7 protein-coding genes, 1 pseudogene and 1 riboswitch are annotated in these 13407 nt (G+C 43.4%); all 8 genes and pseudogenes read right to left on the bottom strand.

Annotated elements, in window-relative coordinates; genetic code table 11:
• Nucleotides 1-145: 145 nt before the first annotated feature.
• The gene (locus ACW6PM_RS12185) at nt 146-1360 is read right to left on the bottom strand and encodes an aspartate aminotransferase family protein (protein WP_456057332.1); all 1215 of its coding nucleotides are present in this window, start codon (nt 1358-1360) and stop codon (nt 146-148) included.
• 329 nt (nt 1361-1689) lie between these two features.
• Nucleotides 1690-2262, bottom strand: a complete 573-nt coding sequence (locus ACW6PM_RS12180) for a folate family ECF transporter S component (protein WP_173840601.1) — start codon at nt 2260-2262, stop codon at nt 1690-1692.
• A gap of 63 nt (nt 2263-2325) precedes the next feature.
• Nucleotides 2326-2423: riboswitch (THF riboswitch) on the bottom strand.
• Nucleotides 2424-2552: 129 nt separating this feature from the next.
• Nucleotides 2553-2834, bottom strand: coding sequence for a cell division topological specificity factor MinE (gene minE, locus ACW6PM_RS12175; RefSeq protein ID WP_012741021.1), 282 nt, complete (start codon nt 2832-2834; stop codon nt 2553-2555).
• 15 nt (nt 2835-2849) lie between these two features.
• A complete protein-coding gene (minD, locus tag ACW6PM_RS12170) occupies nt 2850-3641 on the bottom strand; it encodes a septum site-determining protein MinD (protein ID WP_308669436.1) in 792 nt (263 codons plus the stop codon).
• 22 nt (nt 3642-3663) lie between these two features.
• Entirely contained in the window at nt 3664-4377 is a 714-nt protein-coding gene (minC, locus tag ACW6PM_RS12165) for a septum site-determining protein MinC (protein ID WP_456057331.1), read from the bottom strand.
• A gap of 393 nt (nt 4378-4770) precedes the next feature.
• Entirely contained in the window at nt 4771-11181 is a 6411-nt protein-coding gene (locus ACW6PM_RS12160; protein ID WP_456057330.1) for an InlB B-repeat-containing protein, read from the bottom strand.
• Nucleotides 11182-11390: 209 nt separating this feature from the next.
• Nucleotides 11391-12725: a helix-turn-helix domain-containing protein gene (locus tag ACW6PM_RS12155; protein ID WP_456057329.1), complete on the bottom strand. Its 1335-nt coding sequence runs from the start codon at nt 12723-12725 to the stop codon at nt 11391-11393.
• Between the two features lie 427 nt (nt 12726-13152).
• A pseudogene (locus ACW6PM_RS12150) lies at nt 13153-13407 on the bottom strand (hypothetical protein); the annotation flags it as partial.

Genomic DNA, 13407 nt, shown 5'->3' with positions numbered 1-13407 from the left:
TAATCTTATGTTTTTATATAAACTTGTTCCACTATATCCCTTGTTCAAAAAAGGGCGCACGAAGCTAATCGTGACGCCCTTGTCCTTTATCCGGCCAGTAAAAATCTCTGCCGTATATATAATTCTGTTATCTGCATCAAGCCTTCTATGAAAGAGCCTCAACTGTCTCCTTGATGATATCAAATGCCTTGTCGCACTCTTCCTCGCTTACGATAAGTGGTGGAACCATACGGATGATGTGGCTTCCGATTGCTGTGATGAGCATATGGCGGTCGAAGCAGCCATGCTTTACATCTACACCTGAGATTGTATCGTCAAACTCAACACCAACTAAAAGTCCCTGATGTCTTACTTCCTTTACATGTGGAAGCTTCTCAAGCTTAGCAGAGAAATAATCACCAACCTTCTTTGCATTTCCTGCAAGGTCTCTGTCAAGCAGCTCGCCAACCTCTGCAAGTGCCGCTGCACAGCATACCGGATGTCCACCAAAGGTTGTACCATGTGAACCTGCTGAGAATGCTTTTGAAACCTCCTCTGTAGCGCAGATAGCACCGATTGGCATTCCACCGCCAAGACCCTTTGCCATAGAAACGATATCAGGCTTGATGCCGTAGTTCATGTAGCTCATTACAGCACCGGTTCTGCACCATCCTGTCTGAACCTCATCGATAAGGAGAAGCATGCCCTTCTCATCACAGAACTCACGAAGTCCCTTCATGAATTCAGGTGTTGCAGGATGAACACCGCCCTCGCCCTGTACAGGCTCAATCATGATAGCGATTGTATTCTCTGTACAAGCATCCTTGAATGCCTTTAAGTCATTGTAAGGAGCATATGAGAAGCCGTATGTCATAGGACCAAAGCCCACCTGGCATCCGTTTCCCGGCTGTCCTGTTGCTGACATAGCACCGAAGGTTCTGCCGTGGAAGCCGTCCTTTGCGGTTACGATGTGGTATCTGTTTGGACCATATTTCTCGATACCATATTTACGAGCCATCTTAATCATAGCCTCGTTTGCCTCGGTACCTGAGTTCTGGTAGAAAATCTTGTCCATTCCGATTGTCTTGCAGACCTTCTCAGCAAGCAGTGCCTGTGGAATAGTGTATGGATAGTTGAATGTATGCATGATGTCATCCACCTGATCCTTGACTGCTGCAACAACCTTAGGGTTTCTGCTGCCGGCATTGTTTACGGCGATTCCTGCGTAAAAGTCAAGGTATGGTGTGCCATTCTCATCATAGAGATACATACCCTCGGCTGTCTCAGCGATGAAATCGAAACGCTCATAGGTCTCAATCATGTACTTCTTTACTTTGTCTTTGATGTCCTGTGCTGTTAATCCTGTGTCTTTTAATTTCATAATATATTGCCTCCTAAATTAAATGTCCTTGTGATTTTGATAAATAAAAAAGAGCAAAGTGCTTCACCGGTTAGCGTCTTTGCTCTTAAATATTCATAATTGATATGTAGTTGTTTGTTCGTTTTCTTTTGTGTATTATTTTGAACAAGTAAACAATATCACGTTCAATATATTGTGTCAACAATTTTCATTAAAAATGTGAAATACCTCACAATTGTCAGTTTAAAGGTATTTATCCTTAAAATTATTAACATAAATCGCCGTTTAAGGCTTAATATATTATTTTAATGTAATATTTTGTACATTATATTGTCTGTGCATTATTTTGGCTATGCGTTCTTTGCAAGCTCCGGTTTACGGAAGGTGCGGAACAGTCCAATCTGCTCCAGTGCCTTTGCAATGCCGAAAAATACAATTGAGTCTATCGGCCACATAATAAGGTTCTTAAGTGCACGCATTGGAAGAATTGCCATAAGTGCCTGTCCATACAGTACCTGCAGACACAGAGTATTGAGAATGACATTGCAGATGAGCATTACTACAAACTTCGCAGCAAGCACTCTCCATATGGTAAGCTTTTTCTTGTAAAAGAAGCATCCATATAAAACACCTGCAAGCATTACAACAAGTGTAAGCTGTGGACAAAATGGTCCTGTAGGCTTCATCAGATACTTGATGATGTCAAGCGCTCCGTGGAAAACAGCTCCGGCAACCGGCCCAAACAGGTAATCAACGATACCATTTGGAATACCGGAAAAACCGATACGGATAAACTGTCCATATTCGATGGAGAAATATCCAAGGATAACGGCAACTGCAGCAAGCATTGCCATAGTTGTGATGGTTCTGACCGATTTAAGCTCTCGGGCAGAATCGGTGAACAAAGTAACGAATTTTTTCATTAAAAAATTACCTCCTTTGCAGACCTCACCGAACTACAACAGGAGATAATTAATATCTTCGGATGCAGCGGGATGCGACTCATGTACCGCAAGATTTTCTTTTCGTCCGGGTGACAACTCCCTGTTCATCCGGCACTTAACGCACATGTGTCTACTCTGCTAAAATTTATTTATTTGTAACGTATTAAAGTATATCATACTTTAATATCAAATCAAGTCTTTTTTATTCAATAGCATAATTAAAGGGCCAAAATACCTTTTGACCCTCATATCATATCCTATTATTTACTCTATCTCGGATCCGGACGATGCTTCATGTCACGGATAGGAATATTGGCAACGAGTGCCGGAACCATTCCGTTGTTAGAATCAGACTCTGTCTCTGTGATTTTCACGTCAAGAGCTTCCGCGTCAATATCCATGTAGCGGGAAATAACCTCAATGATATCCCTTTTCATCATCTCCATCATCTCCGATGAGCAGTTGGCACGGTCGGAAACCAGCACCAGCTTCAGGCGGTCCTTAGCGACATTGCCCGAAGATTTCTTTTTAAATAAATCCATTATACCCATGGTATGTATCCCCCTTTAATTTTTCTTAAACATATCCTTTAGCTTCTCAAAGACACCATGCTTCTGGTTTAAATCAAGTAAAGGAACCTCCTCGCCCATGATACGGCGGCAGATATTCATATATGCCTTTCCTGCAAGGCTGTCTGAGCCAACCAACGGCTCACCACGGTTTGTAGAAATAACAATCTGCTCATCATCCGGTACTGCACCTATTAAGTTGACTGCAAGGATCTCTGTTACATCATCCACATTCATCATATCACCGCGCTTAACCATATCGACACGCAGACGGTTGACAATCAGATCAATGCGTTTCATCTCATTTGCCTCGAGAAGACCTACAATACGGTCAGCATCGCGGATTGCTGATACCTCAGGTGTAGTGACAACAAGTGCACGGTCAGCTCCTGCAACGGCATTCTTGAAGCCCTGCTCGATACCTGCCGGGCAGTCAAGCAGAATATAGTCAAACTCCTCGCGAAGCTCATTGATAAGCTCAACCATCTGCTCAGGTGTAACAGCATCCTTGTCCCTTGTCTGTGCTGATGGAAGCAGACACAGCTCAGGATATTTCTTATCCTTGATAAGAGCCTGACGGATACGGCATTTGCCCTCAACAACATCTACGAGATTGTATACAATACGATTCTCAAGTCCCATAACAACATCCAGGTTACGCAGTCCGATGTCAGTATCAATCATAACAACCTTTTTATTTAACTGTGCAAGACCTGTACCAATATTTGCTGTGGTTGTGGTCTTGCCCACACCACCCTTTCCTGATGTGATAACGATTACTTCGCTCATGAACTTTTTTCCTCCTACGTTCCTAAATGCTATTTAAAATATTTTTAGTAATTGGTTCGATGTAAATATATCCATCCTTTGCGATGGCTATCTGTGCCTGCTCCTGTGCCGGCTTTTCCTTGCGCCTTACCCTGTGCTTTGGCTGAGGCTCGTCCGGACTCTTCGCAATCAGATCACCAATCTGAATCTGAATCGGCTGCATATCAAGTGCAAATACAAAGCAGCTCCTGTCCCCTGTACATCCGGCGTGGACATTGCCCTTTAATGCGCCAAGAATAACGATATTGCCCTGAGCTATAATCTTGGCTCCCGGATTGACATCACCTATGATGGTGACTGAAGACTCACTGGTAATCACCTGACCGGACCTGAGCGTACCACGGTAAAACTGCTCCGGGACACTGACTGTTGCAACATTCTCGCACTGCTTCTGCACTGCCTCATTAAATGCCTCAACCTGCTCCTTCATGATGGCTTCCTGCTCGGTACCACTCTCCACAATGCACAAAATCTCAATTGTGGTATTCTCCTCAATCGCTGCAATTATCTGCTGCTGCTCTTCATCTGAAAGCTGCCTTCCCTCAAACGAAATGGCAAACTTTGCGTTTTTAAAAAAATTGGCGGATGCCTTAAACTTCTCTACAACTGCCTTAATCAAATCAGCAAATGGCATATCCGCATCTAAAACTAAATTGATTCCATATTTATTACTCTTTATCGTAACCGACTGTGACATGAGTACCTCCAATATCTTTTAATATGAAATTCATTACTCCTAATTATACATTTTTATGTGGCTTCACGCAACCTTTTTCTGTAGGCTTCATTAGGCTATACCGCCCAACAGACCTTTTATAATGTATTTCTTTTCAAATATTCTCTTGCCTGCCTCGATACTTCTAAATCATCAATATCAATAGAATTAAAAAATCCTTTTTACTCTGAAACATTTTCTTATACTTTTAACATTTTTTATATACCCTGAGAAAGGGACGTTCCATCACGGAACGTCCCTTTTCTATACTGTTCTTATCTGTTACATAGTATTTTTGACGATCTCCCGCCCGGCTTTCGCCAGAGCAATCTTTTTAATCACTTTCTGATTTTTACAGAGACAACCTCTGACAGATCACCCCTCGTTTTTCATATAGTATGCATACAGATACATACTTACAATATCGCCATCGTCTACCTGATCGAACATAAAGGTATGTTTTATAGGATCATACACATATTGCTTATCCGTATCATCGATGCCGCCCCATTTCAGCGTATAGCCTTCAATCTGGTAATCCGGCAGCTGCAGGATCTCGCCTTTTTTCAGATAGATGTTATCCCACCAGCCAAGATTCGTAGAACCATCTGCATACGGCTCTCCGAGCCAGAACTCGATACCCACGGAAGTATCTGTAGATTCTTCTGATGCCCAGCGTGTGAAGTAATATACGTCATGATCCGGCATTTGGAAGGAACCTTCTCTACTTCTTTCAGTTTCAAAACATACCCATCCCAAAAACTTCTTACCGGCAGCTGCATCTTCTTCTTTTAACTCTGGTATGATATCTCCACTCCAGATCGTGGTACCGACTACCTGGTCTTTGATAATCTTATACGGTACCCATTCTCCCGCCGCTTCTCCTTCTACGATAAAGTAGATGTCATGAACACTCTGCGTATAATAGCCGTTGATCGTAATATCCTGTGCCGGCATCGGGTCTACATAATAGATTCCATTCTCCTGAATGATAGAAAAATCTGTGGAATTATTGTCCCAGTAAAATGTCAGGCCCTCTTTTGCCGGAAGCTCCGGCAGTGCAAATCTGCTGAAATATTCTGCCGTAAACGGGCTGCCTGTAACCGGCTGTCCATCCACATTTACCGTTACCTGATATTTCTTCGGCGTTGTCGTTGCTTTTAAGACCACATCTCCATCCGGCATCACAAAGCTTCCGTCTGTGATCGTTACGCTTTCCGCTGTATCCGCCATCTCTGCGGTCCAGTCGGATACATCATATCCGGTAAGCACCGGTGTGTCAGCGACCGCTACCGTACTTCCAATAGCTGCAAACTCTTTGGTCTTGTATACACTTCCACCCAGTTCATAGGATACATATCGTTTTGTGGTCGTTCCATAAGCAGTTACATCCGCTGCCGGCATAGATTTTGGCATCTCTGTCAGTTTTTCTGAACCGGACCACCATTCCCAGCCGTCAAAATGCAGTCCTTCTGCTTCCTTCGGTGTGCCAGGATCTGTCAATGCATCATTATAATGCATGATCTTTTCGGCAATCTTCGCTCCATCAAGAATATATGTGATCTTATACTCTTTGTAAGCTCCATCTACCCAGATAGCAGTCAGCTTCGTATCTTTTGTAAGCGTAATGACATCATCTGTGCCATAAACAGTTCCGTCTTCATCCATCCAGCCGCTTAATACATAGTCTCTTGCCCCATCGGACTTTGTAGCAGTTGCCAGATCAGAGAGTTTCAGCTGTCTTCCATAATATTCTTTTACGGAAGCATAGCCTTTCAGATTACCTCCATTGGCGTCAAAGGTCAGTGTATACTGATTGTCCGTATAAGTCCACCTGTAGGTAATCTCTGTAGTCAGTCCATCATCCCGTGTACGGATCTGCCGGCCTTCACTGGTGTAGGTTTTGTCCGGATTTACCACGGTATCCGGTTTCCAGTTTTCATTATATTTCTCCATGAACTCCAGATAACCGTTATAACCACCGATGTAGGAATCTGTCTGCTGACCGTTTTTCAGCACGCCAAACGCAGTATACACGCTTACTTTATACTCTTTTGGTGTCGCCTCGTAGATTGCTGTCAGGGTAACCGGATCTTTTATGACTGCCATATCCTGATATCCATACGTTTCGCCAGTGGCATTATTTTTCCAACCCACCGGTTTATACGTATTGTAGGCATCTGACTCCTTGCGCACGATTCCGGAAAGTCTCACATTATAATCATCCTTAGAATAGGAAACAGTCGTTCCATTTGCAACGAGCGTACCCTCTCCCGGCTCAAACGTGATATCCACCTCTCTGTCAAACCGCATACGGAGTACGGTGTCCTGAGAAACGCGGGTGCCATCTGGTACAAAACTTGTATTGTCCTGATCTGCCCAGCCCCGGTAGTTCCATGTCACACCTTCTTTTTGAGGCACTGCCGCTTTCGCCTCATCAAGAATATCTCCGGAGATCCGATCTCCTTTGTCTACCGTAAAGGTCTTATACGTCACATAATCATGGATCGTATCATCATAGATCTTGATCGTAACCGTATGCTGAACCGTTTTATAAACACCATATAGCTGCATCGGTTCGGTAACTGTCACATCGTTGAGAGACTTGTACACAACCTCACCACCTTTTTGCAACGCAAATCCTTCCAGTGGCTTCCACCATGGCCCGCCAAGACACGTCAGCCTGTCAATCTGTTTTCCGTATGGCACATCGATATAATATATATATCCTCTTCCGGCTTCATTCAGTCCCTCCACTCTGATCGGTACATCTTTCTGACCATAGTGTCCCGTATAGTGGTACATCGTTTTCTCATATTCTTCCGGATACAATTTTTTCAGTTCAGCATCCACAGCTTCCGGAGAATCTCCGGTCACTTTGCAGACTGCCCCGTCTGTAGGATAGCCGGAAACGATCTTATCTCTGTCCTCCCGGAAGAAGTACCATTGCAGCTTCTTCGGACCGTATCCACTCATAGTATCCGGTCTCCAGTCGTACAAGTACACATAGGTATGTCCGGTGTTTGACGGACATCTCGGAGTATCTCCGATATTTGCCGCGCGGATCTCTGCCACCCAGGTGTCGCTTCCGTTTTCCCGGTATTTGAACACTGACAGTCCCTGTGGTTTCTGTCCGGAATAGATAAATTCCATATTATCCCGGTTTACCGGTGTCGTATACGGATCCATATTCCAGGAACCGTTATAGATCTTTTCCTCATCTGTAACACTGTACTGAATATAACCAACACGATTTCCTGCCAGTACCGTTCTTGTGCTGGCCAGCGTCTTCACACCATCCACTTCCGTATAGATCTTTGCCGTAAAGAACTTACCTGCATCTTCCACTGAAACCTTGGAGGTGTTTACAAACATTACTTTTGCCGTTGTTGTCGTCCGGTTATAATCATCACTGCTGCTCTGTGTAAACTGCAGATACTGACCTTCATAATAGATTTCTGCCGAACTTTCCTCACTCGGAACATCCCAGCTTACATTTTTCTGGAATGCCAGGAAGGGTTGCCTATCCGCTCCGTAATACATGCCAAAATTTCTGTTTGAGAACTTCAGATGTACTTTTGACCACGGAATGGTCGCATGTTCCTGGGTTTCGCCGGTCACAATGTTAAATACCGTACCGGTCAGTGGTGGAAGATCTTTCGTCTGTACCCTTGTAATATATGCATTCGGATCATCCGTCGTAATATAGAAGGTTGGCGGCTGATCCAGAGCCAGCAGAACTTCCTCATCTCCCATGGTAAACAGCGGCCATGTATGATCTACCAGCGTCTGCTTCGCTTCCACCCGGAAGATCTGCGACCTGGCAATGGCGCTTACTTCCAGATAAATACCGCCTTCCAGATAGTATCCGCCCGCCAGCGTCCGATATACCGTATCGTAATACTGCTCCGGTTTTACCATATGGTATTTCGCATATCCATAGATATCAAAATATCCGCCAACGCCCATGGACATGCCTACTTCGCCCAGCCTCTTTAATCCGAAGAAGGATAATGTCATGGAACCTTCCAGCCCGGTACGGATACCGATATAACCACAGGCTGTCAGATCGAAGCTGTAACGGTCTGCTCCGATCAGCTTGTTCTTATAGCTTCGGAACGTATTGGTCTTTGAATTTCCGGCAATACCGATCTGGGTCGCATCCAATACAGAGAACTGGCTGCTGATGCCTGCCGCGAAATTCACTTTCACAATATAATCCAGACTTAGATTTATGCTAAACAGTGGGAATATCTCAATGAGAGGTTTTACCACCTGGAACATGGGGATCCTGCACAGTTCGATGTAACCGCCCTTATTCGCAAGCATCTCCTGTACTTCCGCTACCAGACTGTTCGGATCATTTTTTTCTTTGCTGCCAAACATCTTGTCCATAGAAGAAGAAATGTCTTTCCATTTTCCATCTTTGGATGCTACCAGTACTTTAAATCCGATATCTGTCTGGGAATATACGTTTACCGCATAGTTAAATTCCAGATTTTTCTTTTTCAGCTTCAGGGATTTGTAACCCTGTAAAGAAATGTTCAGATATTCCTTAATAGTAACTGTGGCATCGATCTTTAATTTCTTTTTCAGCGTTCCTTTGTAACTGATGGTAAATGTGATCGCGCTCCAGTAATCCGGATTGCAATCAGCAAAGTTATCGTTCTGCGCTTCCCCGATCTTTACATCGATCTGCAGATGCTGCCCCAGCTTCTTGGACAGATCCACCAGTGTATCATCTTTTAACTTCGCATTGTCCGCAAAATTCAGAAGGGATGGATTGCTGTTGGAAAGCAGGGATGTTCCGCCAAGCAGCTCCTGTACTTCTTCGCTGTCTGCCAGCATCGCTGCCATGAGCAGATTTAACTGCTGGATGCCTTCACTTGCATATAATTCCTGGATCAGTGCTTCGGTATCAATGCCTTCTTTCAGGAGCTCATTGTATGCGCCTTCCTTAAAGCTGATATCTACATTTTTATAGACATCTTCAATGTCACTGTCTTCGCAGATGATATACCATTTGTCCGCATCATCCTCATCCTGATAACAGTCCGTAATATTCAGGAAAAGGGTATCTTCGGTAACATTCGTCGTTCCGTCGCCAATGCAGACAGTCTTGCCGGTTGCAAGCTTTTTCTCATCAAAATACTGTTTACTGAGAGAATACTGATAGATATAATCATCATTGCTTTCCTGAAGCTTGCTCTCATCCAGATAAATGATGCCGGGATCTACTTCTACGATCTCTGATGGTGCCTTATAGATTCGGAAAGAATACTCGCGCACATAGGATTCCAGCCCTTTAAAGGTAACCCCATCTGCTGCCGTCATAGTATACAGACCGCCTTCCATATAGCCGCCGATCGGAGCGATGGTGTATTCATTTCCATTCGCAGTAACGGTAAAGCCCTGGATCTCATCTCCTGTGATTATATCTAATGTCACAAAATTGCCGAGCGTTTCTGCAGTGATCGGCGTAGAACTGATTAGTGTGACCTTTTTATCTGTCGGGCAGTCTTCCTCGTAATAATCCGGCTGATGCTGAATATTTACAGAATCCTCAGAATCTTTGAACATCGCATACACCGTCTTATTCTGCTCCACTACCGTACCGGTAAAAAACGGTGTTGTGCATTCTGCATCTTCATACCATCCAAGGAATGCCTGTCCGGTCTTGTAGGACTGCGGAATATTGTCAAGCGCCGTCCCTTTTGCCACTGTGACCGGAGCTACCGGCGTGCCGCCCTGGCTGTCAAAGGTTACTGTAACCTGCTCCTCTTTGGATCCATCTCCGTTATTGTCTTTTCCGTCATCTTTGGAATTATCGCCGGTGTTTCCATTATCCTTTGAACCGGCATTTATCTCTTCTTTGACTTTATCGACTTCATCGGTAATGTTATTTGCAACTTCTTTTGTGTTATTATTTTTATTAAACTTATCCTTAATGCCTGCTATGTCATTTTTTACAGGATTTTTCTTTGTGGCATTCTTCGCATCATTTTGGTCGCTGTCCTGTGATGCTTCCTCTATCTCCTGATCAAAAGAAACATTTGCTTTTATGGACTGTGTCATTCCATCCAGTGTCACTTCTTTTTCTGCAACTATCGACTGCCTCACAGTCCTAGTCTTCGCCTGTACATCTATAAGATTTCCAAACTCTATAGAACTGAACAGCATCAGGAAACATAAGAACAGGGATAACAGCTTCTTGCCGCTGCCTTTTCCTTTGCCGCCTTTCTGCCTGTAGATTATGATTCCCAGGATCACAAGCACTGCAATGATCACGAGAATGATCCAGATCAGATATGTATGGGAAGATGTTTTTTGAGCTGCCATCGCAGTCTCACTTTTCTCATCTGTCACACCGTCCTCTTCAAGATTCGTTGTCGTCACATCATCACTGGTTACCTGTACTTCCGTGACATGTTCTACACGTTCTCCAGCCTTCACTTCTGTCCAGGAATCCGTAACGGATCCATCCTTCGGGGACAGGTCCTCCGGCAAGATCAGTTGACTCTCGATATTTTTGATCGGATTCGTGGAATGATTCTCGATTGTCACTGTCGCCTTTACTGTATCTCCAGATTGATAATCTTCTCTGTCCGTCGTTACCGTTACAGTCACATCCGATACGGTCTGCGATGCCGATGCCGCCCATACAGTCTGCTGCCCGAACAGGATGCTGCCGAGCATCATGCACATTGTAAGTAAAACAAGCATCTTTCGATTTACTCTTTTATGTGTTTTTCTGTGCAGTGTTCTGTCTGCTTTTCTCGTGCTCATTTTTCTTCCCCCCTTATCTTTCGCTAACTGTTATTGATCAGTGCTTCTACTCGCTGCTCTGTATGAATACGTTTTTCTTCTTCGATTACTTTTTGGCTCATAATAATTTTCCTTCTATTTTTATTTCACTTTCCTGTAATTGTTTTTTATTACTTTTATAAAATTATATATCAGACATAGCTGCCATCCATTTCATATAAGCGCCATGGCTACTTCAACATATAAGCTTTCAGCTGTCCTCGGCTGTCAATATTGAGCTTATTAAATATGGATGACAGATGCTGCTTCACGGTGCGCAGTGTCATATCCATATAATCTGCGATCTCCGCATTCGTCCATCCCCGGTTTGCCAGCATGGCAATCGTAAACTCTGTTGTGGTCAGGTTATCGGCAATATCTTCTTTCGTGACTGGATTATGGATCCTACGCCAGCCATAGCTAAACTGATAAGTAATCTGAATGATCTTCTTATAGTCTTCCGGGTACTCTGATTTCAGACATGTTTCGATCAGCCCCTGCAGCAATCCGTGATGTTCTCCGATACCTTCGATCAGACCATCCGGCTGTGCGATCTTCCATGCTTCCATAAAATATTCTTTTGCTTCATCTGATTTTCTTAAATTCATGCATGCCATAGCACCCATCAGATTCAGATAGATCAGTGCAATAGGATAGATCTCTGTGCTGAGCATCTTGCAGGTCTGTACGATTCCGAGAGATTTTTCATACTCCTGTTCCAGATAGGCCTTGTGAGCCAATACATAACATCCCCACAGCCGCATCCCTTTGGGAAGTTCGTTCAGATAGTCAGATAATGGGGGAATCTCTCCAACCGGCAAATGTAAAAGCGTGCTTGCCGCCATAGCTACAAAGATTCCCATTGCCATTGTTTTTCGATCGGTCTCTGTCGTCAACACCTTGCTCAGATTCTCTTTCAGGCTCTCCAGTCCGCCTTTTGCCGCATGTATGCGGTTCAAGGAAAGATTGGCAAATGTATGGATCAGACAGGCTGATAAACGCAGCATCGGATCCGAGTGGTTCAGGTAAAGTTCTGTCAGATCTACTGCCTTGTCATGCTGCCCGGTAAAATAATAATATTCGCAGTATGCCATCTTTTTGACATCTGCATCCTCAAGCTGCTCGATCATATCCAGACACTGCCCCGGCCGAAAAGCGGTACTCATGAGAAGCATCGGAATGTAAATGTTGCTTTTTTCACTCTTCATCCCATTTTGTTCTTTTTCCGCATCTCCTTTACCGACAGATTCCACGTCCAATCCCAGAATATAATCTGTCGTTACCTGAAATTCCTTCGCTGCCCGAATCAGAATATCGCTGCTGATGGACTTTGTTTCTCCATTTAATATTCTGCTGATCTGGGATGGTGCGACATTCAACCGCCTAGCAAGTTCACTCCGTGATACACCTTCGATCTCACACAATCTCTCTAACCGTTTTCCCGGAGAACTCACAGATTCTTTTACTGATATATCTTCAGAACTATATTGTTTTCTCTTCTCTAACTTGATTTCTTGTGCCGCCATGCGTATCTATCTTCTTTCTCTTCCGTCATACATATATTCAAAAATACTGTTACAGTGCCTGTTTTTATTAGTATAGCAAAAACATTTTATCCTTACATCGTACTTTTTTCTGAAAATATGGTATATTTTTTATTATTTTTGCACAGAAAAAAGAAAAGGAATTGCAAATCTGCAATCCCTTTTCTTTTTATATATTCACATTTATAAAGAAATCCCGATCTTAGGTTATCCATCTTCACCGATGCTTTATCATTGGCATAAAAAATATCCTAAATATTACGATGTTCCAAATCAAAAACATTGGAGACAAGAGTGTTATTAATTGGAAAGATAAAATAATAAGCACATCAAAGAAATGTATATAGAAAATAGGACTTCCTCACTTTTATATTGGGAAGTCCTATTTCTTTAGCGTGTTCTCTTTACTTTAATATAATTTCGCTCCTGCTGGAATATGGTTATCTACCATAACAAGGTGAAGTTCTTCATCTTCTGAATCCTTAAGATTGTTTACTGCTGAAAGTAACATACCACAAGATTCAATTCCCATCATCTTTCTAGGTGGAAGATTTGTGATGGCAATAAGTGTCTTTCCAACAAGCTCTTCTGGCTCATAATAAGCGTGGATTCCGCTTAAAATAGTGCGGTCTGTGCCTGTTCCGTCATCTAAAGTAAACTGTAA

The sequence above is a fragment of the Agathobacter sp. genome, assembly GCF_977054825.1.
This window is presented reverse-complemented; position numbering and strand designations above follow the sequence as displayed.